Origin of the sequence: Sneathiella sp. (genome assembly GCF_041689005.1) — a bacterium.
GTDB lineage: Bacteria > Pseudomonadota > Alphaproteobacteria > Sneathiellales > Sneathiellaceae > Sneathiella.
Genome location: NZ_JBDNHC010000078.1, coordinates 47,798 through 72,379 on the forward strand (window position 1 = coordinate 47,798; position 24,582 = coordinate 72,379).

General features: G+C 56.6%; 23 protein-coding genes. 5 read left to right on the forward strand and 18 right to left on the reverse strand.

What is annotated here, in order from left to right; genetic code table 11:
* Positions 1-162: 162 nt before the first annotated feature.
* Genes ACESNI_RS09900 through ACESNI_RS09925 form a run of 6 tightly spaced genes read right to left on the reverse strand, consistent with a single transcriptional unit; the run spans position 163 to position 4,968 of the window.
* Positions 163-597: a DUF2147 domain-containing protein gene (locus tag ACESNI_RS09900; protein WP_373086431.1), complete on the reverse strand. Its 435-nt coding sequence runs from the start codon at positions 595-597 to the stop codon at positions 163-165.
* Between the two features lie 35 nt (positions 598-632).
* Positions 633-1,412 carry an SDR family oxidoreductase gene (locus tag ACESNI_RS09905; protein ID WP_373086432.1) on the reverse strand — a complete coding sequence of 260 codons (780 nt, stop codon included), beginning with the start codon at positions 1,410-1,412 and terminating at the stop codon, positions 633-635.
* Positions 1,413-1,415: 3 nt separating this feature from the next.
* Entirely contained in the window at positions 1,416-2,090 is a 675-nt protein-coding gene (locus ACESNI_RS09910; RefSeq protein WP_373086433.1) for an AAA family ATPase, read from the reverse strand.
* 8 nt (positions 2,091-2,098) lie between these two features.
* Positions 2,099-3,196, reverse strand: a complete 1,098-nt coding sequence (locus ACESNI_RS09915) for an AI-2E family transporter (RefSeq protein WP_373086434.1) — start codon at positions 3,194-3,196, stop codon at positions 2,099-2,101.
* A 42-nt stretch (positions 3,197-3,238) separates the two neighbouring features.
* Positions 3,239-3,769, reverse strand: coding sequence for a CDP-alcohol phosphatidyltransferase family protein (locus tag ACESNI_RS09920; RefSeq protein WP_373086436.1), 531 nt, complete (start codon positions 3,767-3,769; stop codon positions 3,239-3,241).
* A 41-nt stretch (positions 3,770-3,810) separates the two neighbouring features.
* The gene (locus ACESNI_RS09925; RefSeq protein ID WP_373086438.1) at positions 3,811-4,968 is read right to left on the reverse strand and encodes a DUF2066 domain-containing protein; all 1,158 of its coding nucleotides are present in this window, start codon (positions 4,966-4,968) and stop codon (positions 3,811-3,813) included.
* A 78-nt stretch (positions 4,969-5,046) separates the two neighbouring features.
* Between ACESNI_RS09925 and purM the strand changes: the two genes are divergently transcribed.
* The 3 genes from purM to ACESNI_RS09940 all read left to right on the forward strand — a co-directional run bounded on the left by purM (position 5,047) and on the right by ACESNI_RS09940 (position 7,107).
* On the forward strand, positions 5,047-6,129 hold the full coding sequence (purM, locus tag ACESNI_RS09930; RefSeq protein ID WP_373086439.1) for a phosphoribosylformylglycinamidine cyclo-ligase: 1,083 nt from the start codon (positions 5,047-5,049) through the stop codon (positions 6,127-6,129).
* Positions 6,117-6,776 (forward strand): phosphoribosylglycinamide formyltransferase, encoded by a 660-nt coding sequence (purN, locus tag ACESNI_RS09935; protein WP_373086440.1) that lies wholly within the window; start codon positions 6,117-6,119, stop codon positions 6,774-6,776. Before purM ends, purN begins: the two co-directional genes overlap by 13 nt.
* A 136-nt stretch (positions 6,777-6,912) precedes the next feature.
* Complete coding sequence (locus tag ACESNI_RS09940) at positions 6,913-7,107, forward strand: DUF202 domain-containing protein (protein ID WP_373086442.1); 195 nt, start codon at positions 6,913-6,915, stop codon at positions 7,105-7,107.
* A 70-nt stretch (positions 7,108-7,177) separates the two neighbouring features.
* Here ACESNI_RS09940 and rpsD read toward each other — a convergent pair whose 3' ends face one another.
* From rpsD to gabD, 12 genes are all read right to left on the reverse strand, one after another.
* On the reverse strand, positions 7,178-7,795 hold the full coding sequence (rpsD, locus tag ACESNI_RS09945; protein WP_373086444.1) for a 30S ribosomal protein S4: 618 nt from the start codon (positions 7,793-7,795) through the stop codon (positions 7,178-7,180).
* Positions 7,796-7,883: 88 nt separating this feature from the next.
* A complete protein-coding gene (locus ACESNI_RS09950) occupies positions 7,884-8,801 on the reverse strand; it encodes an alpha/beta fold hydrolase (RefSeq protein ID WP_373086445.1) in 918 nt (305 codons plus the stop codon).
* A complete protein-coding gene (locus ACESNI_RS09955; protein WP_373086446.1) occupies positions 8,782-9,549 on the reverse strand; it encodes an RNA methyltransferase in 768 nt (255 codons plus the stop codon). The genes ACESNI_RS09950 and ACESNI_RS09955 overlap by 20 nt, the downstream gene beginning before the upstream one ends.
* An 8-nt stretch (positions 9,550-9,557) precedes the next feature.
* Positions 9,558-11,165 carry a citramalate synthase gene (gene cimA / locus ACESNI_RS09960; RefSeq protein WP_373086448.1) on the reverse strand — a complete coding sequence of 536 codons (1,608 nt, stop codon included), beginning with the start codon at positions 11,163-11,165 and terminating at the stop codon, positions 9,558-9,560.
* On the reverse strand, positions 11,165-12,646 hold the full coding sequence (gene cysS, locus ACESNI_RS09965) for a cysteine--tRNA ligase (protein ID WP_373086450.1): 1,482 nt from the start codon (positions 12,644-12,646) through the stop codon (positions 11,165-11,167). Before cysS ends, cimA begins: the two co-directional genes overlap by 1 nt.
* A 16-nt stretch (positions 12,647-12,662) precedes the next feature.
* Positions 12,663-13,994, reverse strand: coding sequence for a glutamate--tRNA ligase (gene gltX, locus ACESNI_RS09970; protein WP_373086452.1), 1,332 nt, complete (start codon positions 13,992-13,994; stop codon positions 12,663-12,665).
* Positions 13,991-15,655, reverse strand: coding sequence for an NAD+ synthase (locus ACESNI_RS09975; RefSeq protein WP_373086454.1), 1,665 nt, complete (start codon positions 15,653-15,655; stop codon positions 13,991-13,993). The genes gltX and ACESNI_RS09975 overlap by 4 nt, the downstream gene beginning before the upstream one ends.
* Before the next feature lie 81 nt (positions 15,656-15,736).
* Positions 15,737-17,077: an MFS transporter gene (locus ACESNI_RS09980; protein WP_373086456.1), complete on the reverse strand. Its 1,341-nt coding sequence runs from the start codon at positions 17,075-17,077 to the stop codon at positions 15,737-15,739.
* Positions 17,078-17,177: 100 nt separating this feature from the next.
* Positions 17,178-18,338 (reverse strand): nicotinate phosphoribosyltransferase, encoded by a 1,161-nt coding sequence (locus tag ACESNI_RS09985; protein ID WP_373086458.1) that lies wholly within the window; start codon positions 18,336-18,338, stop codon positions 17,178-17,180.
* 11 nt (positions 18,339-18,349) lie between these two features.
* Positions 18,350-19,729: a class II 3-deoxy-7-phosphoheptulonate synthase gene (locus ACESNI_RS09990; protein ID WP_373086460.1), complete on the reverse strand. Its 1,380-nt coding sequence runs from the start codon at positions 19,727-19,729 to the stop codon at positions 18,350-18,352.
* A gap of 150 nt (positions 19,730-19,879) precedes the next feature.
* A complete protein-coding gene (gene gor / locus ACESNI_RS09995; protein WP_373086462.1) occupies positions 19,880-21,235 on the reverse strand; it encodes a glutathione-disulfide reductase in 1,356 nt (451 codons plus the stop codon).
* Between the two features lie 67 nt (positions 21,236-21,302).
* Positions 21,303-22,784 carry an NADP-dependent succinate-semialdehyde dehydrogenase gene (gene gabD / locus ACESNI_RS10000; protein WP_373086464.1) on the reverse strand — a complete coding sequence of 494 codons (1,482 nt, stop codon included), beginning with the start codon at positions 22,782-22,784 and terminating at the stop codon, positions 21,303-21,305.
* A 233-nt stretch (positions 22,785-23,017) separates the two neighbouring features.
* On the opposite strand from gabD, the gene ACESNI_RS10005 reads away from it, so the two are divergent.
* Both ACESNI_RS10005 and ACESNI_RS10010 read left to right on the forward strand, forming a co-directional pair.
* Positions 23,018-23,995, forward strand: coding sequence for a cation diffusion facilitator family transporter (locus tag ACESNI_RS10005; protein ID WP_373086466.1), 978 nt, complete (start codon positions 23,018-23,020; stop codon positions 23,993-23,995).
* The gene (locus tag ACESNI_RS10010) at positions 23,985-24,485 is read left to right on the forward strand and encodes a PAS domain-containing protein (RefSeq protein WP_373086468.1); all 501 of its coding nucleotides are present in this window, start codon (positions 23,985-23,987) and stop codon (positions 24,483-24,485) included. The genes ACESNI_RS10005 and ACESNI_RS10010 overlap by 11 nt, the downstream gene beginning before the upstream one ends.
* The last annotated feature ends 97 nt before the right edge of the window (positions 24,486-24,582 follow it).

A 24,582-nucleotide genomic window follows, 5' to 3' on the forward strand; every position in this document is an offset into this window, starting at 1 on the left:
TTCCGGTATTTCCTCCACGGATATTTTTGTCGGTTTTGTCACAGCGTTCCTTCGTCAGAAAATAATTCCCCGAGAATAATAGCGCGCTTTTGTCACCGGAATATGACAACCCTGACCAATTTTAACGGCTCGCTATTACACCTACAGGGAAAAGGTAAATATTCACTGTATTTTTGACCAGACCTTCGTTTTACAGAAAATCGCAATGCATCCCTTGACGTTCAGTTGATCCGGCTTTTCAAGAGACAGGCTGGCGTCATAGGTTTTTCCGTCTTCAGGGTTGTAGATTTTTCCGCCGTCCCATTCATTACTACCGGACGGCACAAAGGCAGTCAGCAGTTCCATGCCCAGGATAGGGCGGCTTTTAAGCGCATCATCGCTGTTGTTCTTGTCGATGACCGGCTTGCCGTCCGCACCGGTCGGCGTTTTCAGCCAGATCACCTTTCCACAGAGCTTTTCACCGCAAGGCTCTATTTTCACGTGGCTTTTATTGTCCACCGTCGACCAGGTGCCGGTGATATCGCTCGCCCTCGCCGGGCTGCCTGACAGCAACATGGCGGTGGTTACACCAACTATGCCCAAAAAACAGGTTCGCATTTTACCCCCTTTTCAGATGTCTTTATGCAGCATCCTTACAATGTGCCCGGAAAGGCACCGCCGTCCAGCAGGATATTCTGCCCGGTGATGAAGCCGGACTTGTCGCTGCAGAGGAAGGCGCAGGCCGCACCAAATTCCTCGGGCGTGCCAAACCGGCCCGCCGGATTGGAGGCGGCGCGTTGTTTGCGAATGTCTTCCACTGACGCGCCCGATGCCTTGGATACCGCCTCGAAATTCCCGCGCAGGCGGTCGGTATCGAACGGCCCCGGCAGCAGGGAGTTGATGGTGACATTATCAATGACGGTTTTGCGGGCAATACCGGCAACAAAACCGGTCAGCCCCGCCCGGGCGCCGTTGGACAGGCCGAGGATATCGATGGGCGCCTTGACGGCGCTCGATGTAATATTGATGATGCGCCCGAATTTACGCGCCCGCATCCCATCCACTGTCGCCTTGATCAGCTCGATCGGGGTCAGCATATTGGCGTTAAGGGCCTTCATCCAGTCCTCGATTGACCAGTCATGAAAATCGCCCGTCGGCGGTCCGCCGGCATTATTGATCAGGATATCCGGATCGGGACAAGCTGCCAAAACCTCTTTCCGCCCTCCAACCGTCGTGATGTCCCCGGCAATCGCCGTCACCTCGACCGGCCATTTATCGCGGATATACGCGGCGGTCTCGTTCAGGGTGGCAGCGGTTCTCGCCGTAATCACCAGATTGACGCCCTCGGCGGCAAGCGCCTCGGCACAGCCGCGACCGAGCCCCTTGCTGGAGGCGCAGACAATTGCCCGTTTACCTGAAATCCCGAGATCCATTTTCTATCCCTGCTCTTCCTTGAAAACATCCCGTATAAGGGGAAGGGTTATTTTTCGTTTGCCAGCAAGCGCCCTGTGATCAAGATGCGCAACGAACCGCCGCGCGGCCTCGAAGGAACGCTCAAGCCGATCGACAATATACTGAACGACATCCGGCGTCACAGCAAGCTGCCTGTCGGAAAAAAGCTTGATAACCAACGCCGCAAACAGGGCATCGTCCGGCTCATGTATGGTGGCGACCGGGATGGTGCCAAGGCGGGAAATAAGATCCGCCAGCTGCAAGTTCCAGTGCCGGGGTGTTTTCCGTGCAGTTATCAACAGGCCCGACTGCTTTTCTGCCATCAGGTTAAACAAATGGAATAGTGCCGTTTCGTCCATGCCGTGCCCGGCATTTTCAAGGATCAGTGGCCCCTCTGAAAGCTGTTCGAGCTTATCAATCGCCAGTGCCGCAATCTCGTCCGAGGATACCAACTGTGCGTTCGTCTGCGCCTGCCAGACATTGGCGAGATGAGTTTTGCCAGAGCCGGGCGGGCCGACAACAAGCAGGGATCTGCCGCGCCAGTCCGGCCATTTGTCGATCCAGGCAACAGCCTCCTCATTGGCCTCCGTCACCAGGAAATCCTCCCGGTTCGATGCGGGCCGGAAGGATAAAGTCATTGGTATTTGAATAGCTTGCATCTAAAGCCTCATATCTCACCTTCGCCGGGAACTTCTTCTTCAGTCTCGACATTCGAATCGTAAAGCGGGCTTTGTAGATATTGCATAATCGCGAAACGACTCAGGACGCCCACGACCGCCGCCAGCGGTACCGCCAGCAGGACCCCAAGAAAGCCGAACAGACTGCCACCTGCTAACAGGCCGAACATTACCCAGACGGGATGAAGCCCGACCCGCTCCCCAACCAGGTTGGGAACAAGCACATAGCCTTCGAGGATCTGGCCAACAACAAAAATACCGGCGACGACACCGATCATCGGAAAATCGGGCCAGAACTGCAAGAGCGCGACGCCGACTGAGGCAATAAAGCCAATAATGGCACCAACGAACGGAATAAAAGAGATCAGGCCTGTAACAATGCCGATCACCAGTCCGAATTCGAGCCCGGAGATCATCAACGTCAAACCGTAATAGGTTGCAAGGATGAGGCAGACCGTTGCCTGACCGCGCACAAACCCTGCCAAAACCTCGTCAATCTCGCGGGCGATATGCCGGATCCGGTGCGCATTTTTGCGCGGTAGCCAGGCATCGATCTTTTCAACCATGTCGTCCCAGTCGCGCAGCAGGTAAAAGGCGACGATCGGTGTGATCACCAGAAGCGTGACCATATTCACCACCGCGAGGCCGCCGCCGATGATATTTCCCGACACGGTTCCAAGGTTTGTCATCGCCTTGGTTGCAAAATCACCGACCGTTTTCTTGAATTCCTCGCTATCTTGCAACGCCGGAACATCAATGAAGCGGTCGATGAACGGCATGAAGAGGTCATGGAGGTTGGACAGGTAATCGGGCAGTCCGTTCAACAGGTTCATCGTCTGTTCAATGATGATCGGAACCAGTACGATCAGTCCGATAATCGAAATCAGTAGAAACAGACCGATGATCAACGAGGTGGCGGCGGTCCGGTTCAGCCCCGCCTCCTCCAGTCTGTCGGCGACCGGATCGAGAAAATAGGCAACCCCCATGCCGAGGACAAACGGCAGCAGGATGTTGCTCAGCAGCAAAAGACCGATGACGAAGATCACCAACACCCACGTCCAGAATTTCATATGTTGCTTTAGCGTCATGTTCTCATTTCCTAAAGGGCATAAATAAATGCCGGTCCCCCATTAGCTATTCTGCTGTGACCATTGCAGAATATAGCTTAGCCCCGATAATACCGTCGTCAACGCGACGATAAGGACGCAAAGGGTGATAAACCCCGTATTGCCGTAACCAAAACCCTTGTCGCCGAGCACGATAGCCGCGAGGCTGATCTGACAGAATGTATTCAGTTTACTGACTTTCGATGGCGCGATATTAACCGTCAATTCCATCAGAAAAGTCAGCAGGATACCGCCGACAATCAGGATATCCCGGCTGACGACAAGAATAACCAGCCAGCTTGGCAGATCCGTCTGAATGCCGAGCGTGACATAGATCGATACCAGCAACAGCTTGTCGGCGAGCGGGTCAAGATAAGTCCCGAGCGGAGTGACAAGATTAAACTGCTTGGCGATCATGCCATCCAGTGCATCGGATACCCCGGCAATAGCAAATACAATAAAGGCGGCATACATCTGCTCCGCAAGAATCAGCCAGACAATGACCGGAACCAGGATCATCCGCACCAACGTAATGCTATTTGGAATATTCAACACCTAAACCAAACCTGCTTTCCATAAAATCCGGGGGTTGTCGGCTATCGTGCCGGATCGAGTGTCCAATAGCCATCCTGCTCGGCAAGAACGAGGTCGTTCTGTGCGAGCGATGAGGTAAGCTGGTCGATTGTTCCCAGAAAGGTTATATACCAAAAGGCTTGGCCGACAGAAAGTTCCTTAACTTTCGTGGCACTGACGGCGGCGAGGGTTTTTACACGCTCCTCGATGGTTAACCAGTCCGGGAGGCTGGTCACTTTCGTTGTTACAGCGAGCGTGCTCTCGGAGCTGAAATCAAGCACATTCTGCCGCTTCCAGTTTTCCTGAATATTTCCCAGCAGATCGAATATGGCGCTGTGCATCAGCTGTTCGCCGTCGCTGTCGCCCCGATAGGTCTCAACAACTGGCTGGGACAATTGGCCGCTCCTCTGACGGGTTACCTCCAGCCGCGATGTGCCGTCATCCGCAATGCGAAGCCGGGCAGTGATAACCAGAACACCGGAGGTTCCGTAGATATCGCGGATGGCGTCAAGTGCGGCCTTATCGAGGCTGACAGCCTGTTCCGCCGTGATCGCCTTGATATCGGCAAGATCGCCGGAGGGAACAATGACCGGCTGCAACAGGTTCTGCGCCCAGTCGTCCCGCAACGCGGGCGGCGCTTGCGGGCGGACGCCGTAGCCGATGATATCGGTCCAGGCGCTCAGCCACGGATTGGGTTCATCCCACAGGTTCTGGCTGCCATCGGCGCTGAAGACCGGCAGCACCAGCAGCGGCTTGGCGACAGATTCGGAAAACGGCAGCGATTGCGCCCGCAAGATCCGCCGGACATCGTCGCGCTTGAATTCAAATGTGAAGTCTGCGAGATACCGCTGCGCCGAAGAGCGTTCATTGGCGACCTGAAAGGAGGCGACCAGCGGGGTAATCGTATCACTGTCAAGTTTCGGCAGTTCCTGATGATAGGGCGCGAGGACGAGGCGCCGCAACAGCGTATCGAACGCCCGCCGCTGCCCCGCCTGTATGGCCTTCGCACGCGCCGTCGCCGCCGTCGAGGCGGTTTCATCAACGGAAATTCCGCGAATGACATAAAGATTCGCCGTCGCCGCCGAGGCCGTATTAAGGACACTGGCCAAAACCAGGATCATGACCGCCGGGCCAAAAAAGCGCGAGAAGCCAGAAAACTGCGAGAAGATTGAATGTTGCATCGTTTCCGTCATTGCAAACCAGTGGAAAAAAAGTATGTTGGCCCGATCATAGTCCTAAAATCGAGTGCAGCATAACTCATGAAGACCGATAGCTCCAAAAAAAGTTACCGCTATAAGGACGCGGGTGTTGATATCGCGGCGGGAAACTCGCTGGTTGAGGCAATCAAGCCGCTGGCCGCCTCTACCCGGCGGGCAGGCGCAGACGCGGATCTTGGCGGTTTTGGCGCAATTTTCGACCCGAAAGCGGCCGGTTTTAAAGATCCGCTGCTGGTCTCGGCAACCGACGGCGTTGGCACCAAGCTGAAAATTGCCATCGACATGAACCGCCACGATACTGTTGGCATCGATCTCGTTGCCATGTGCGTCAATGACCTCGTGGTTCAGGGGGCGGAACCGCTCTTTTTCCTCGATTATTTCGCCACTGGCGGCCTTGATATCGCCGCCGCCCGTGACATTATCGCCGGGATTGCCGAGGGCTGCCGGCAGGCGGGCTGCGCGCTAATCGGCGGTGAAACGGCGGAAATGCCGGGAATGTACGCGAGCGGAGACTATGATCTGGCGGGCTTCACCGTCGGCGCGGTCGAGCGCGACCAGCTGCTGAAAGCGGACAACCTTGGCGCGGGGGATATCCTGCTCGGCCTCGCGTCTTCCGGGCTGCATTCCAACGGTTTCTCGCTGGTGCGCCGGTTGATGGCGGATTTCAAGTGCGATTATAATGCCCCGGCCCCGTTCGATTCGCAAAAAATGCTGGGCGATGTTCTGATCGAGCCCACGCGAATCTACGTGAACAGTTGCCTGCAAGGCATTCGCGCGGGGCATATCAAGGCGCTCTCGCATATCACCGGCGGCGGCCTGTTTGAGAATATTCCGCGCATCCTGCCATCGACGCTGGCGGCGGATCTTGACGCCAACGGCTGGCCGTTACCGCCGCTGTTCCGCTGGCTCGCCGAGCTTGGTAATATCGCCCCGCGCGAGCTTGCGACCACCTTTAACTGCGGCCTTGGCATGGTGGTTGCGGTAGCGCCGGAAAATGTCGAGGCGGCGATCACCCTGCTTGAAAAGGCAGGGGAAACAGTGTTCACGGTCGGCCGCCTTGTCCCGCGCGAGATGGATGCACCGCAGGTCATTATCAGGGAACTGGAAACGACGTGGCAAAACTGAAAGTCGCCGTACTGATCTCGGCGCGTGGAAGCAATATGCAATCGCTCGTCCATGCCTGTTCGGCCCCGGGCTTTCCGGCGGAGATCGTCTGCGTTCTGTCGAATAACCTTGAGGCGGCCGGCCTTAAGTTCGCTGCCGAGAATGCCATCCCGACACGGGTGATCGATCATCGCGACTTTGAAAACCGCGAGGCGTTTGACGCTAAACTCACCGAATTTCTCGCCAGCATTGATGTCGATCTTATCTGTCTTGCCGGATTTATGCGTCTGCTAACGCCTGAGTTTGTTAATCGCTGGCAGGACAAGATTCTCAATATTCACCCGTCCCTCCTGCCCGCCTTCAAGGGACTGCATGTCCATGAGCGGGCAATTGAGTCCGGCGCCCGCTTTACTGGCTGTACCGTGCATTTCGTCCGTCCGGAAATGGACGAAGGACCAATCATCACTCAGGCGGTGGTGCCGATCCATCAGACGGATACACCGGAAGCTCTCGCCGCCCGCATCCTTGAGCAGGAACATCTGATCTATCCGCTGGCGCTGAAACTGGTAGCGGAAAACCGCGTGAAGATACATGGCGCCGTTGTCCTGATCGAGGCGGCAGACGAGCAGCACCATGCCCTGCTCAATCCAAAGGTTGAAGGTTTTTGACAGAAAACCTATCCTTTTTCTGGAATGTTAAGGACGGTTTTCGGAGGACAAGAAGATAATACCGGAAGAGCGGCGAAATATAGATACCTTCAAGCTTGCGGTGCATCGTACGGAACTTGCTAATCGGCGCACCCTGATGGCCTATATCAAAGTAACGATCACCCTTATTGCGGCCGCTATTGGACTGATAAAATTCGTTGACGATCCGTGGCTTAGCCATGCCGGCTGGGTTCTTCTGCCGTTTGCGGTGATTTGCCTGCTTATCGGGATATACGACTATCAGCGCGTGAAGAAATCCATCGATGGGGAAAAGCGCGACGGCGGCCTGTAACGGCCCTATTTACGCATAAAAAAAGCCGGAGGCAGTAACGCACTCCGGCTGTTTTGTGTCTACGCGCTGTTTAGCGGGAGTAGAATTCGACGATCAGGTTAGGTTCCATGACGACCGGATAAGGCACGTCGGACAAACCGGGGATCGTGTTGAAGGTACCCTTCATGGCCTTATGGTCCACGTCGAGATATTCCGGAACTTCGCGTTCGGGGCTATCAGCGGCCTCCAGAACAAGGGCCATCTGCTTAGATTTCTGGCGCACTTCGATAACGTCACCCGGCTTCACCTGATAAGAGGCGATATTGACCTTGTTACCATTGACGGTGACATGGCCATGGTTGACGAACTGGCGGGCGGCGAAAACGGTCGGCACGAACTTCATGCGGTAGACAACCGCATCAAGACGCCGTTCCAGCAGGCCGATAAGATTTTCGGATGTATCGCCTTTAAGCCGGACTGCTTCTGCATACAAACGGCGGAAGCTTTTTTCCGTGATGCTGCCGTAATAGCCTTTCAGCTTCTGCTTGGCGCGCAGATGGATCCCGAAGTCGGAGATCTTGCTGCGGCGACCCTGGCCATGCTGGCCCGGTCCATATTCACGGCGGTTTACGGGGCTTTTCGGGCGACCCCAGATGTTTTCACCCATCCGGCGGTCAATTTTATATTTTGCTTGAATACGCTTGGTCATTCACTAGTTCCAGTTTTTCAAAGTCAGGAAAAAGGCACACCGACGAGGCCTGCACAAGCAGCGCATCATAGGAAGTAAGTTCCGCTTGTCAATGCTTTTCCGGCCTGTTTCTGCGATCGAGCGCGTTCAGGAATAGGGTAATCTCTGTCGAGGCCGTTTCCGGGGCTTCATGGGTTACCCAATGGCTGACACCCGGCAGGCGGATGATTGTCAAATCCTCGACCAACGCATCAAGTCCCACGAGGTTTTCGGCGATCAGCGCATGGTCCGCCTCGCCCCAGATCACCAGTGTCGGCACCCGCACCCGGAACTTCTCCGGATCCAGGCCAAACCCCTGCCCCTTCGTCTCCTCGGTCGCCGGTTGCAACGGCGAGGCGCGGTAGTAGTTGAGCATGGCCGTGAGCGCGCCCGGACGGCACCAGGCCTCGCGATAGGCGGCCTCATCCGCCATTGACATCTGGCCGCTTTTCCGCAAGCGCCGAAAGGTCCAGTTCCAGAGCCAGGCGGCATCATTTTTCAGCATCTCCTCCTCAACGCCGATCTCCTGAAACTTGGCGATATACTGGCTATGGGCAATCTGCGTCTCGTTCTTGGCCAGCAGTTCGGAAAAGATATAGGGATGTGGACCGTTGAGGATGACCAGCCCCTTGACCCGGTCGGGATAGCCGATGGCCACCGCCCAGGCAATGGCCGCACCCCAGTCATGGGCGACGAGATAGAATTGTTCCTGCCCGAAATGATCGGCAAGGCCGATGACATCGCCGATCAGTTTCCCGATCGTGTAGGCCTTCACCCCCTCCGGCTTGTCGGAGAGGTTATAGCCACGCATGTCCGGCGCCACCGCATGGTAGCTTTCGCCGATAACCGGAAGCTGGTCCTTCCAGCAATACCAGAATTCCGGAAAGCCGTGCAGCATCAGCACCAGCGTCTCATTTTTAGCGCCGGTCTCGGCGTAGTGAAGGGTAAGGTCGCCGACTTTGGCGGTATTATGAACGATCTCCGTCATTGTTCTTTTCCTTCAGCTTCATGGAAAGGCCCTTGACGATCCCCTGAAAGGCCCGTACATCCGATTCCATCAGCCCGAGCCGCTGGAACATGTTGCGCATATTGCGAAGAATAACATGTTTTCGGGACATAATCGGGTCAAAATAGCCGCGCGCGTCCAGCTCTGTCTCGATCCGGGCAAACAGGTGGGAAAGCTCGTCCTTGTTGGCCGGGCGTTCCTCGTTCAGGACCTGGGTTCCGGGTGTATTATCGCCCGACTGGAACCACTCATAGCCGACCAGCAAGACGGCCTGCGCGAGATTAATGGAAGAAAAATCCGGGTTGAGCGGCACCGAGATAATGGCATCGGCGAGCGTCACGTCATCACGCGACAGGCCAACGCTTTCCTTGCCAAACAGGATGCCGGTGGCGGCCCCCTCTCCGGCAAACGCGCGGAGTTCGCCCGCCGCGGCGCGGGGCGTCGCGATTTTCTTGATGACATCGCGGGTCCGTGCCGTGGTGGCGAAGACATGGTGCAGATCGGCAATCGCCGCCGCCGTTGTAGGGTAAACGCGGGTATTTTCCAGCACCACATCGGCGCGCGAGGCCATGGCAACGGCGCGATCATTGGGCCAGCCGTCGCGCGGCTTGACAAGACGGAGGTCGGTGAGGCCGAAATTCAGCATCGCCCGCGCCGCGGCGCCGATATTCTCGCCCATCTGCGGCTCGACCAGAATAATCGCGGGCATCACGTCGCTGGACTTGCTCATAGCGCCGCCTATTTTCCGCTGGCCGGCGCGTTTTCGCGGAGGAGCTTGTAGGTAATGCTGTCGATCAGCGCAGCAAAAGAGGCATCGACGATATTTGGCGACACCCCGACAGTGAACCAGCGCGCATTCGTGTTGTCCGTGGTCTCGATCAGGACCCGCGTCACCGCCTCGGTGCCCGAGGTGAGGATGCGGACCTTGAAGTCAACCAGCCGAAGATCGTCGATATAGTTGGAATATTTGCCAAGGTCTTTGCGAAGGGCGCTGTCGAGGGCATTGACCGGGCCGTTGCCCTCGCCGACGGACAGGTAGCGCTCGCCATCAACGATCACCTTGACGACGGCATCGGAGACGCTGAGCAGTTCACCGCGCGCATTATGCCGCCGCTCGACCTGCACGCGAAAGCTCTCGACATCAAAATATTTCGGTACCTGCCCCAGACGCCGCCGCGCCATCAGCTCAAAACTCGCAAGCGCCCCATCGTAGGAGAAACCGGCGAACTCGCGCTCCTTCACTTCCTCCAGCAGGCGGTTGATTTTCGGATCTTTCGGATCGAAATCAAGACCGAAATCGCGGAGCTGGGCGACGATGTTGGAGCGCCCGGCCTGATTGGAGACCGGCAGGTGACGCTGATTACCGACGACTTCCGGCGGCACATGTTCGTAGGTACGGGGATCCTTCTCCACCGCCGAGACATGCAGGCCACCCTTATGGGCGAAGGCGGACGCGCCGACATAGGCCTGATGGCGGTTGGGAGACCGGTTGAGGATTTCATCAAGCAGGCGAGAGACCGGCGTCACCGCCTTCAGACCTGCCTCCGTGATGCCCGTATCGACAAGCGACTTGAACGGCTCCTTCAGGACCAATGACGGGATCAGCGAGATGATATTGGCGTTACCACAGCGCTCGCCGAGGCCATTTAGGGTGCCCTGCACCTGGCGCACGCCCGCCTTTACTGCCATCAGCGTATTGGCGACGGCGTTTTCGGTGTCGTTATGGGTATGAATGCCGAGGTGACTGCCGGGGATATGCTCAGTCATTTCCCCCACGATCCGTTCCACCTCATCGGGAAGCGTGCCGCCGTTGGTATCGCAGAGAACGACCCAGCGGGCGCCAGCGTCATAGGCAGCCATGAGACATTTGAGCGTGAATTCCGGGTTGGATTTATAGCCGTCGAAGAAATGCTCCGCGTCATACATCGCCTCCCGCCCCTGCCGGACGACCTCCTCGATACTGTCGGAGATCAGCGAGAGATTTTCTTCCTGGCTGATGCCAAGGGCGACATCGACATGGAAGTCCCAACTCTTGCCGACAAGGCAGACCGCAGGGGTCTTGGCATCCAGAATCTCGCTAAGGCCCGGATCGTTGGAAACGCTGCGACCCGGACGGCGGGTCATGCCGAAAGCGGTAAGCGTTGCGTTTTTCAATACCGGTGGATTGGCGAAAAAGGCAGTGTCGCCGGGATTGGCGCCGGGCCAGCCGCCCTCAATGTAATGAATGCCAAGCCGGTCGAGCGCCTTCGCAATATTCGTCTTATCCTCGACACTGAAATCCACCCCTTGCGTCTGCGCGCCGTCGCGCAGTGTTGTGTCGAAAAGATAAAGTCGTTCGCGTTTCATTACGTCCTCTTCCATGTCGTGCCGTCGGGCCCGTCTTCAAGTATGATTCCGTCGGCTTTAAGGTTATCGCGGATCTCGTCAGATCGCGCGTAGTTCTTCAGCTTTTTTGCTTCGTTTCGTTCAGCTATCAGTGATTCAATTGCTTTTTTTGAAATTGGTCCAATCTGAACGTCCATAACTTCGCCCGCGCCTCTTCCTTCTCCTGGTACAAAAGATATATTAACAGGACCGCCTTGAATGTATTCCTGCCATGTTTTTTCCAGTAGTCCCATAAGTCGGCCACTTGCAATAAATTGTCCTTTTAAACGAGATTGCACAGCCTTATTTTTTGTTCCACGTAACTTTTTCCCTAAATCCTGTAACTTTAATACAGCTAGATGAGTATTGAGATCGTTGCACAGGGCGGAGACAACTGCTGGAGATGGCTCAAGTGGTCCTAATGTGACTTCATCAAAATCTTTAAGAACATTATAAAGCTTTCTCATCTCCGTTTTGGACTGATCAACGCCATAAGCAGTCCAATCTAGAGGTTTGCGATAGTGAGTTTTGAGCATGTAGAGGCGCACGGCTTCTCCCGGCGCTTCTTCGAGTACGTCTTGAACCGTGCGGAAATTGCCAAGCGACTTCGACATCTTGTCACCCTCGACAGTGAGAAAGCCGTTATGCACCCAGTATTTGGCGAACGGCGCGCCGTCATGGGCGCAGCAGCTTTGCGCCACCTCATTCTCATGATGCGGGAAGATCAGGTCTCGCCCGCCGCCATGGATATCAAAGGTAATCCCGAGCGTGGCCTCGCTCATCACCGAGCATTCGATATGCCAGCCCGGACGCCCGCGCCCGAAGGGACTGTCCCAGCCCGGCATCGCGTCGGTGGAGGGTTTCCAGAGCACGAAATCGGCGGGATCCTTTTTATACGGAGCAACTTCCACCCGGGCGCCATCAATCATTTCTTCGCGGCTGCGGCCGGAAAGCTTGCCATAGTCGTCGCCCATGCTGCCGACATCGAAAAGAACGTGCCCCTCTGCCTCATAGGCATGGCCCTCGGCAATCAGCTTTTCGATCATCGCGATCATGCCGTCGATATGCTCGGTCGCACGCGGCTCAATCATCTTGAAACTACCGTTGCCAGGGCCTGGTACGCGCGTTTCCTTATTTCCTCTTAAGGCATTTAGTGCGTCCATATCTTCATGGAATGCCTTAATCGTGCGTTTGGTAAGTTTTTCAATGCTTTCCCCATTCGCCTTTGCAGCCTCGATGATCTTATCATCCACATCGGTTATATTGCGGACATAAGTAAGATCATAGCCCAAGTGGCGCAACAGCCGCGCCAGCACATCAAAAATCACCACAGGGCGCGCATTGCCGATATGGGCGCGGTCATAGACCGTCGGCCCGCAGACATACATGCCGACCTTGCCCGGCTCAATGGGCACAAATTCCTCTTTCTTGCGGTGGGCAGTATTGTATAGATGCAGGGTCACGATAACGTCCTCAAGTTCAGGCTGCGCGACCCGTCAGGCGCGCAAGGATTTTCTCCCGGCCGATCAGCGGCAGCAGGTTGCTCATTTCCGGACCATGGGCGCGGCCAGTGAGCGCGAGACGGAGCGGCATGAACAGGGCCTTACCCTTGGCCCCGGTCTTCTCCTTGACCGCCGTGGTCCATTGTTTCCAGCTCTCCGCATCGAGCGGGCCGTCCGGCAATTCTTCGGCGGCGGCGGCGAGGAAATCAGCCTCCTCGATCACCGGGGTTATCGGGCCGGTCACCACCTGCCACCAGTCTTTCGCCTCGGCAAGGGTCGAAATATTGCCCCGGATCGCCTGCCAGAAGGTCGCATCGGCACCGTCGCAGTCGAGGCGGTCGGCGACTTCGTTCCAGTCCATGCCATGCAACAGCTTGGCGTTGAGATTGGCCAGCTCCGCCGGATCAAACTTGGCGGCGGCGCGACTGGAATGATGGATATCGAAACCGGCGGCGATTTCATCAAGCTTGTGGCAAATCTCGACATTATCGGAGGTGCCCAGACGGGCCAGCAGGCTGTTGACTGCCATCGCCTCTATTCCGCTGTCCCGCAACTCACGCAGGCTCTGGCTGCCCTCGCGTTTCGAAAGCGGCCCGCCGTCCGGCCCCATCAGCAGCGGCAGATGGGCAAAGGTTGGCACCGCGGCGCCAAGGGCGGTGAATATCTGGATATGCAGCGCCGTGTTGCTGACATGGTCCTCGCCGCGCACCACATGCGTGATGGCAAAATCAATGTCATCAACGACCGAGGGCAAATGATAAAGCGGGCGTTCGTCGGAGCGGATGAGCACCGGGTCGGACATGCTGGCGCCATCGACCTCGACGGCCCCGCGCACCATATCGTCCCAGCGAATGACCTCCTGATCGAGCTTGAACCGCCAATGGGGCATGCGTCCTTCGGCTTCATAGGCGGTGATCTGTTCCGGCGTTATATGAAGCGCGGCACGATCATAGACAGGCGGCAATTTCCGGGCGAGCTGGCGCTTTCGCTTGTAGTCAAGCTCCTCCGCCGTCTCATAGCAGGGATACAGTCGCTTGGCGTTTTTCAGAGTCTCAGCGGCGCGGGTATACGCGGCGGCCCGCGCTGACTGCTTTTCAAGCGCCGACCAATCAAGGCCAAGCCAGTGCAAATCCTCCCGAATACCGGCCGCGAATTCCTCGGTCGAACGCTCCGCGTCGGTGTCGTCGAGCCTGAGGATCATCTCGCCGCCACTCGCTCGGGCGCAAAGCCAGTTGATCAGGGCGAGCCGGGCGTTACCGACATGAAGAAATCCCGTCGGGCTCGGGGCAAATCTATACTTGGTGGTCATCTTTTGTCCCTGAAGCCATTGGTTATCGGATAGCGCCGGTCCCGGCCGAAATTGCGGGTGGAGACCTTAACACCGGGCGGAGATTGCCGCCGTTTATATTCAGCGATATATAACAAGTTCTGGATCCGGCTGAGGGTCGCCGCCTCAAAACCCGCGTCGCGGAGCTCGGCGAAGGATTTCTCCTCCTCGACCAGCCCGCGCAGAATGGCATCGAGAACCTCATAGGGCGGCAGGCTGTCCTCGTCCTTCTGGTTGTCGCGCAATTCCGCCGTCGGTGGCTTGGAAATGACATTGGCGGGCATCACCGGGCCGTCCGGCCCTTTAAATAGCGGCGAGAAATGGCTGTTCCGCCATTCCGAGATTTTAAAGCAGGTGGTTTTATAGACATCCTTCAACACCGAGTAGCCACCGCACATATCGCCGTAGAGGGTGGCGTAGCCCGTCGACATTTCCGACTTGTTCCCGGTCGTCAGCACCATTTTTCCCAGCTTGTTGGAGAGCGCCATCAGCGTCATGCCGCGCAGGCGCGACTGGATATTCTCTTCCGTGATGTCCGGCTCAAGACCCTTGAAGCTATCGGCCAGCATAGTCTCGAACGCCGCGACACCCGGGGCAATGGAGATACTGTCAAGCTCGGTGCCGAGCATTTTCGCGCAGTCCGCTGCGTCCTCGAGGCTTTCCGCCGACGTGTATTTTGACGGCATCATGACGCAATGCACTCGCTCGGCTCCAAGCGCATCAACGGCGACGGCGGCGCTCAATGCACTGTCGAGCCCGCCGGACAGACCGAGAACGACGCCCGGAAACCGGTTTTTCTCGACATAATCCTTCAGGCCCAGAACCATCGCATGATAGATGCGCTCCAGTGCGGTGCCGGGATCGACAATCTCGCTCGTTGTGCAAGACCAGACTTCGCCGTCGCCGCGCTGCCAGTCGGTGACCAGCAGGCTTTCCTTCCAGCTTGCCATCTGCACGGGCAGCGAGCGGTCGGCATTGAGCACAAAGGACGCGCCGTCGAAAACCAGTTCATCCTGACCGCCGATCTGGTTGACATAGACCAGCGGCAGTCCAGTTTCACTGACCCGCTGAACCGCTAGGTTAAGCCGCTCGTCCGATTTACGGTGGTCATAGGGGCTGCCATTGGGGATCACAAGGATTTCGGCGCCGGTCTCGGCGAGGCATTCGGCGACATCCGGGTACCACATATCCTCACAAATCAGTACCCCGAGGCGCACACCTTTAAACGATATCGGCCCCGGCAAGGGGCCGGACTTGAAAATGCGGAATTCATCGAAAACGCCGTAATTGGGAAGCTCGTGCTTGAACTGACGGGCGGTGATTTTTCCGCCTTCCAGCAGGCAAACGGCATTATAGAGCATCCCGTCCTCGACCAAAGGGGCCGACATCAGCATCGCCGGGCCGCCATCCAGTGTCAGTTCGGCAAGCTCGTCCATGGCCTCGGCGGCGGCGCGCTGAAACGCGGGCTTGAGCACCAGGTCTTCAGGCGGGTAGCCGGTCAGGAACAGTTCGGGAAATACCACAAGGTCAGCCCCGAGCGCCTCGGCCTCCTCACGGAAGTCCCGGGCCAGCGCAATATTACCGGCGATATTGCCCAAGGTCGGATTGGCCTGTGCCAACGCAATTTTCAAATGATCGGTCATGAAGGATTTCTAACCCGCCTTGACGCGCGCAGCAATCGCTAGATGCGTAATTTGTCCCGAAAATTACGGAAATTGCTGAAATCAGGGATATTTTGACCCGAGCGCCGGACCGTCATCGCGTATGTCCGCTGGTTCTTCCTCCGGTTCCAGCTCCGGCTCTGCGGCATAGGCTGGGGGCTGATCGTCGATCCATTCCTCGGTTTCCGGGTTCATGGGGGCGACAGAGCCGCCCGCCCGCACAGGCATGGCGACAAAGCTGCCTTGTTCCTCAAGCGGCATGGCCGTCGTCATGTACATCCGGTAAATGGCGAACAGGCCAATGGCGATATGGCCGAAGGCAATCCAGCCGAAGAAAAAATAACTCCCGCTTGTCGACATCAACTGGCCGACAATAACCGGCCCGAAAATCGCCCCGCAGCCGTTGACCAGCATTAGGCCGCTGCTGGCGGCGACCATCTTTGTCGGTTCCAGATGGTCGTTGGTATGGGCGATACAGAGGGAATAGAGCGGCACGGAGAAGCCCCCGAACAGGCCGGCACTCACCAGGAAAGTAAGATAATCACCGCGTTCACCGGCAAACATCGCCATGATCGCGAAGGCGCCGCTCAACATCGTAGTGACCAGCAGGACCTGACGTCGGTCGAACCGGTCCGACAGCTTGCCGACCGGCCATTGCAGGATCACACCGCCAAAAATCACAATACTGATAAAAGTCGAAAGCTGGGCCACGGAAAGACCGATCTTGTCACCGTAAACAGCGGCCATACCGTAAAAGGCACCGCCGGTAATCCCTTGCGCGAACATCCCGACAATCCCGAGCGGGGAAATCTTGTAGAGCTTTTTGAGGCTCAGCCGGGTGCTGGCAAGGAAATTAGGGGCCGGGTTCGCCGTCAGCGTCATCGGGATCAGCGCGAGGGAAATCAGCACCGAAATAAAGATGAACAGCGTATAACCGCCCGGATCGGCGACATTGAGGAACAACTGGCCGACGGCCATGCCACCCATGACGATGATCATATAGACCGACAGCAACTGCCCACGGGTCTCATTGGTCGCCGCATCATTGAGCCAGCTTTCACAAACGATATAGAGACCCGCATAGGCAAAGCCGGTAATCAGCCGCATCAATCCCCAGACGATCGGATCGACAAAAACCACGTACAGCAGCGCCGCCGAGGAAGCGAGCGAGGCCAGTGCCGCAAACACGCGGACATGGCCGACATTGGCGAGAATCTTGGGGGTAATGATCGAGCCGAACAGGAAGCCCGCATAATATCCGGACATTACAAAGCCGATGACAACCGCCGGGAAGCCCTCAAGCGAGGCGCGGATGCCGACAAGACTCACCTGCAGGCCGTTGCCGAGCATGAGCAGGCCCAGCCCCAAGAGGAGCGGCCAGGAATTGATTACAGCAGCATACATGACGTCTTAAATTCCGGATAATAACGTGGTACTGATCCCGACCCGCTTGTGGGGCCGATCATCGTGCAATGCTAATCAAAATACGACTGAATTTATCTGATTATGGCAGTCTTTTTTCTTTTTTTAGCAGGAACTCGCGGCCAAGTTTCACACCGGCGACATTATCATAGGCGATGATATCGGCAGTGGCATAGGATTCGTGCCAGATTTCCGGCAGGAAAGATCCGGTGCCGACCATGTCGATCGGCGCCTTGATATTGCCCATGATCCGGCATTTTTCACGGGAGAAGCCTGAGGACGCCACGATCTTGACATTCTCAAAGCCCGCCTCGTCCAGCTTTTCCCGTATCCAGTATATCCCCGCCGCCGAGACGCCGGTCCCGACCAGCCATTTCAGTTCCTGCTCCGACCGGTACTGGCGGATACCGCGCGGCACATGTCGTTCCAGAACCGCATAGGAAGATGCCGGATCGAGTCCCTCAATGAAGCGTCCACCATGAGTATCAAGCCGCACTGACACCCGCCCCTCAGCTGCCATCTCGGGAAAGCGGCGACAACAATCAATCGCGTCGGTCACTTCGCGGCCGTAATAATCGACAAGCACCGTCAGCGGATCCGCGGGAAAGCTTTCGTGAAACATTTCCGCTGCCCGCACCGTGCTCCCGGCATAGCCGATAAGGGCATGAGGCATGGTGCCGAGGCCTTTTTCATTACCGAAATAATGAGCGGTCGCATTGTTGGCATTGCCGATGAAACCTTGGGCGCCATGATCCTTCTGGGCAGCGCGACTGCCGACCGACGCCGCATAGGCCATCATGTCGGCCATTTCCGCGCCTGCGCAATGGCGAGCATCCATAGCGAGGAAGCGTGTCGTCGGCATATGCCAGCACATGGAATAGGCGTTGTAGGCGGCCACGCAGGCGGAGCCCAGCTTCTGTAAATACAGGGTTTCAAGATCGACGAGATCGTAGAAACTGCCGGTGATATAGACCAGTGGCTCCCCGGCGCCGACCCACTCACCCTCCTCAAAACAGGGCTCGACCTTGAAGCTTTTTTCACGCAAGACCGACATCTCGTTAAGCCAGTCAATCATTATACGCGGACAGAAGATCACCGGCCGTCTCATAAAGACAGCGTAAGTCACTATTTTATCGCCGAATTGACCAATTATCTGTTTGGTCTTGTTAAAATATTGGTCGGTATGGTCAGCAATCGCGCAATCAACTGCCTCCCGACCCGTAGCAGGGCTCTCATTGGTCATGGTTCGACGGGTCAGGACACAGCGGCAATCGCGGACCCGTTCCCCCTTTCCTTCTTGATCATTTCGGAAATCAGGAATGCAAGTTCCAGTGCCTGATTGGCATTGAGGCGCGGATCGCAGGCAGTATGATACCGGTCGCTCAGGCCTTCCTCGGTGACCTCGAAGGCACCACCGATGCATTCAGTGACATTCTGCCCGGTCATCTCGAAATGCACACCGCCGGCATAAGTTCCCTCCGCCTGATGAACATCGAAGAACTGATGGACTTCGCGAGTGATGCGGTCAACGGGCCGGGTTTTATAACCGGTCGAGGATTTGATGGTGTTGCCATGCATCGGATCGCATGACCAGACGACCTTGCGGCCCTCTTTCTCGACTTTACGGATCAGGGCCGGCAGGTGTTTTTCGACGTTATCGGCGCCAAAGCGGCAGATAATTGTCATCCGTCCCGCCTCGTCCTTCGGGTTGAGCGTATCCAGCAGCCGCAGCAGCGTGTCGGGATCCTGCGACGGGCCCGCTTTTACGGCAATCGGATTGGCGACGCCGCGCAGGAATTCCACATGCGCCTCGTCCGGGTCACGGGTGCGATCCCCGATCCACAGCATATGCGCCGAGGTATCGTAATAATCGCCCGAGGTGCTGTCGACACGGGTCAGGCATTGCTCATACGGCAGCAGCAACGCCTCATGGGAGGTATAGAAATCCGTCCGCCCCATCTCCGGCGTATTCGCCGACGTAACGCCGCAGGCCTCCATGAAGGCGAGAGCATCATAAATACGGTCAGCCATTTCCTGGTAGCGCTCACCTTGCGGGCCGCTGGCGACAAACCCCATGTTCCAGCTATGGACTTGATGCAGGTCGGCATAACCGCCTTGCGCGAAAGCGCGCAGCAAGTTAAGCGTCGAGGCGGCCTGCGAATAGGCTTTCAACAGCCGGGAGGGGTCCGGAACGCGGGCCTCCGGCGTGAACTCGAAGCCATTGATGATATCGCCGCGGTAGCTTGGCAGCTCGACGCCGTCAATGGTTTCGGTGTCGGAAGAGCGCGGCTTGGCGAACTGACCGGCGAGCCTGCCGACCTTGATGATCGGACAATTGGCGCCAAAGGTCAGCACCACCGCCATCTGCAGCAACACCTTGAAGGTATCACGGATATTGTTGGGATGAAATTCGGCGAAGCTTTCGGCGCAATCCCCGCCCTGCAGCAGGAAGGCACGACCAGCCGCGACCTCGGCAAGTTTTTTCTTAAGGCTTCTCGCCTCACCTGCAAATACCAGTGGCGGAAACGTCTTAAGGTCTTTCTCAACCGCGGCAAGCGCGTCCAGATCCTGGTATGTCGGTAGCTGACGAACCGGTTTGTCTCTCCAGCTCTCAGGGGTCCAGTTTTTCGACATGTCTTTGTTCCTTAAAGTGATAACGTCCGCTTGAGGCGACTATTATCTACAGCCTTTTATCATTTTCGCAATCCATAACCGGCTAATTTACGGGCGAATGACGAAAAAAACAGCCGAATTGCGTCATTTGCCGAAATTTTCAGGCGGATTTCAGGCCGCGACAAACTTTTCCCGCAGGGTGACAATTTCTTCGGCCAGGCTCGGATGGACCCCGATTGTGGCATCAAACTGCGCCTTGGTCGCCTTGCATTTGAGCGCAATTCCGACCGACTGGATAATCTCTGCCGCGTCGGCGCCGACGATATGCACGCCGACAACGATATCGGACTTGGCATCGACAATGAGCTTGACGAAGGCACGCTCCGTGCCTCCCGTCAGGGTCTGCTTCATCGGCCGGAAGTCGGATTTATAGATATCTACCTTCCCATATTTCTCCCGCGCATCGGCCTCCGACAGGCCAACGGTGCCAACCTGTGGCTGTGAAAAGACGGCCGAGGGGACATTTTCGTGATCGGCAGCACCGGGACGGTCGCCAAAAACCGTTTCGGCAAAGGCCATACCTTCATGAATGGCGACGGGAGTGAGCGCAATCCGGTCCGTCACATCGCCCACCGCATAAATATTATCAACCGTGGACTGGGATTGCGGGGTCACCTTGACGGCACCGTTTTCTTTTAACTCAACGCCGATGGCCTCAAGCCCGAGCCCCTTGGTATTGGGCCTGCGACCGGTGGCGAACAGGATCGCATCTGTCTCCAGCACATCACCGTCATCAAGCGTCACTTTGAGGCAGGAGTTTGTTTTCTCGATCGAGGCTGCATTGGCGTGAGTATGCAGGTCGATCCCTTTTTTCTGGATTTCGGCGGCGAGAAAATGCTGAACGTCAGAATCAAACCCGCGCAGGATCTGGGTGCCGCGGTACAGCTGTGTTACCTCGGCCCCGAGACCATTGAAAATCCCAGCGAACTCGACGGCGATATAGCCGCCGCCGACAACGATCACCCGCTTCGGCATCTCGTCGAGATGAAACGCCTCGTTCGAGGAAATGGCATGCTCGATCCCCGGCAGCTCCGGCATCACCGGCGTGCCGCCGGTGGCGATGAGAATATATTTTGCCGTATATTCCTTATCGCCGACCTTGACCGTGTTGCGATCCACCACCGTCGCCCGTCCCCGGAACAGCTCGACGTTGTTGTTATCAAGGATCGAATGATAGATGTTGTTTAGCCGGTCAATTTCCTTGTCCTTGTTGGCAATCAGGGTTTTCCATGAATGCGTGGCCTTGGGCACCGTCCAGCCATAGGCGGCGGCATCCTCGAAATCCTCGGAAAAATGGCTCGCGTAGACGAGCAGCTTCTTGGGCACGCAGCCGCGAATCACACAGGTGCCGCCGACACGGAATTCCTCGGCCATCGCCACTTTCGCCCCGAGGCTTGAGGAGATACGGGAGGCCCTTACACCGCCGGAGCCACCGCCGATGACAAACAAATCATAATCGAATTTCACGTTCCTATTTCCTACTTTTATCCGGTTTGCGCCCCCGCAATTCACTGATCCCTCTATCTAGGAACGATCAGACGTCAATGCCACCAATACACATATATTTCATTTCCAGATAGTCCTCGATCCCGTATTTCGAGCCTTCGCGGCCAAGGCCGGATTGCTTGACGCCACCAAACGGCGCGACCTCGGTCGAGATAATGCCGGTGTTGATGCCGATGATGCCATATTCCAGAGCCTCGCTCACCCGCCAGATACGGCCGATATCTCGGGCACAGAGATAGGCCGCCAGCCCGAATTCCGTATCATTAGCCATGGCAATGACCTCGGCCTCATCCCCAAACTTGAAAATCGGCGCCATGGGCCCGAAGGTTTCCTCGCGGGCGACCTTCATGTCCTGCGTCACATCCGTCAGGATAGTGGGCTCGAAAAATGACTGGCCGAGGGAATGGCGATGCCCGCCGAGGGCTAGTTTTGCGCCCTTGGCCAGGGCATCGGCAATATGATCCTCAACCTTGTCAACCGCACGATCGGTAATCAGCGGACCCTGTGTCACACCGTCATCGAGACCGTTGCCGACCTTCAGGGCCTTGACCTTCTCCACCAGCTTCGCAACGAAGGCGTCATGGATGCCGGACTGCACGTAAATGCGGTTGGCACAGACGCAGGTCTGGCCGGCGTTGCGGTATTTTGACGCCATCGCCGCCTCCACGGCCGCGTCAATATGGGCATCATCAAAAACGATAAAGGGAGCATTGCCGCCGAGTTCCATGGAGGTCTTTTTCACGGTCTTGGCGCATTGCTCCATCAGCAGCTTTCCGACGGCGGTAGAACCGGTGAAGGTTAGTTTCTGGACCATTGGATTGGAGGTCATCTCGCCGCCGATCTTCTTGGAATCACCGGTCACAATCCCGAGAATACCAGCGGGAATACCAGCCCGCTCCGCCAGCACCGCAATGGCGAGCGCAGAAAAGGGCGTGAGTTCAGCCGGTTTGATCACCATCGGGCAACCGGCGGCGAGCGCCGGACCGGCCTTTCGCGTAATCATGGCGATCGGGAAATTCCATGGCGTGATCGCCACGGTAACCCCGATCGGCTGCTTGATGACGATGATACGCTTGTCGCTTTGATGTTCGGGGATGGTATCCCCATAGATGCGCTTGCCTTCCTCGGCGAACCATTCAATGAAGGAGGCGCCATAGGCGACCTCGCCTTTCGCCTCGGCGAGAGGCTTGCCCATCTCGACGGTCATGATTTTCGCGAGGTCATCGGTATTCTCTATCATCAGGTCGAACCATTTGCGCAAGATAACGGCTCGTTCCTTTGCCGTCTTTGCGGCCCAGGCCGGCATCGCCGCCTTCGCCGCCTCGATCGCGCGGCGGGTCTCGGTCGCCCCCATGTCCGGCGCCGTACCGACAACATCGCCGGTCGCCGGGTTGATTACGTCAAAGGTCGCACCGCTGTCCGCATCGCACCATTTACCGGCAACAAGTGCCTGCATTCGAAAAAGATCGGGGTCCTTCAGATTTAACGGGTTGGTATTCTTGTCCAGCATAGCGGTATCCTTTATTGGGAGTTTTGGCACGCTTCGGCCACCCTGAGTCTCTGTTCAACACAGACGAGCGCGAAGTGTATGTAAGATAAGATATGTGTCAATCTTTGATCCTCAAACTTTATTTTTGATCGCGCGGGCATTCGCCAGTTGAACATCGGGGCAAGGTTACCTACTCTTAACCCGGCACCAGTTATGAACAGCTTCATGCCGGTCAGGTGCAGTCTGGAGATTTTGTGGCGAGCGGGTCAAAAAAGGTTATCTATGCGGCGCTTATCGGTAATACCGTGATCGCCATCTCAAAATTTATTGCCGCCGTCTTTACCGGCAGTTCGGCGATGCTGAGCGAGGGTGTCCATTCCCTTGTCGATACAGGAAACCAGGTGTTAATGCTGCATGGCCTCTCCCGTGCCAGCAAAAGCCCGGACAAGAAGCATCCATTCGGCTATGGCATGGAGCTGTATTTCTGGGCCTTTGTCGTCGCCATCCTTATCTTCTCCCTGGGGTCGGGTATTTCCTTTTACGAAGGAATCAAGCATATCCAGCATCCGGAGCCGATAAAGGATCCGTTCTGGAACTATGCGGTGCTCGCGGTCAGTCTTGCCTTTGAGGGCTGGGCCTGGACCGTTGCGTTTCGGGAATTCAAGCGCGGCATTGGCAAAGCCGGTTTCTGGCGCTCCATCCGGCGGAGCAAGGACCCGACGATTTTCACCGTCCTGTTCGAGGATACAGCGGCCATGATGGGCCTGATCGTTGCTTTCGTCGGAATCTTTCTCGCCGGGCTTCTTGAAATTCCCGAACTCGACGGCGCGGCCTCGGTTGTCATTGGGGTCATTCTCGCCAGTGTCGCCGTCATTCTCGCGATCGAATGCAAGGGCCTGCTGATCGGCGAAGGCGCGAGTGCCGAAGTGACCGAAGGCATCCGGGAAATTGTCAGTGAAAATAAGAATATTATCAGCCTTAACGAACTTCTGACCATGCATCTGGGCCCGAATGATATTCTGGTAAACGTCAGCCTTGATTTTGCCGATAGCCTGACTTCAGTCGAAGTGGAAGCGGCAATCAGTACCTTCGAGAAGCGGATCAAGGCAAAATATTCCGATGTAACACGGGTGTTTATCGAAGCCCAGAGCCTCTCGGCGCATAAGCGTGCCATCGTCCAGACTCACAGCGGCACAGATTTGCCTGAAACAGGGACCCCAAGTGACAACTAAAAAAGTTGAAATCCAGAAACGATCCGACAATTTCCGGAAAATCGCGCGCGAGCCGGTGGAGACCTCCGAAAATTTCGAGACGGAGCCGGTCAAGGCACTGTATAAATGGTGGAGTTCCTTTCAACCCTCCCTGCCCCTTCGGTCCGATTTCGACATCGCCAAGCATTGGGGAATTGCGCCAAACCTCTATGTCGTGCAGGTGCTGGGGCCGGAAAATTTTCTCTACCGGCTCAACGGCGAAAAAGTTGTCGATATCGTCGGCGCCTCTCTGCGGGGGCATAAGATCACGCCCAAGGATCCGCTTCTCGAAAACCGCTTGTTTGTTACTTATCTTGAAAAGGTCGTCGCCAGCAGAACCGCCTGGCACTGTTCCGGGGCCGCCGAGGTTTTTGGCAAGCATTACCTGAATTTTGAATCGGTCGATTGCCCCGTGACAAACGAAAACGGGGAAATCTCCTTCATTCTCGGCGCCCTTTCGACGTTGAGCTGACAGGGCCCGCTCCTTCCGAAATTCTCGAACCACTTATCGAAATATTCCATGACAACAAATGAATATTTCGATTTTTATCCTTGATTTCAGGATGATA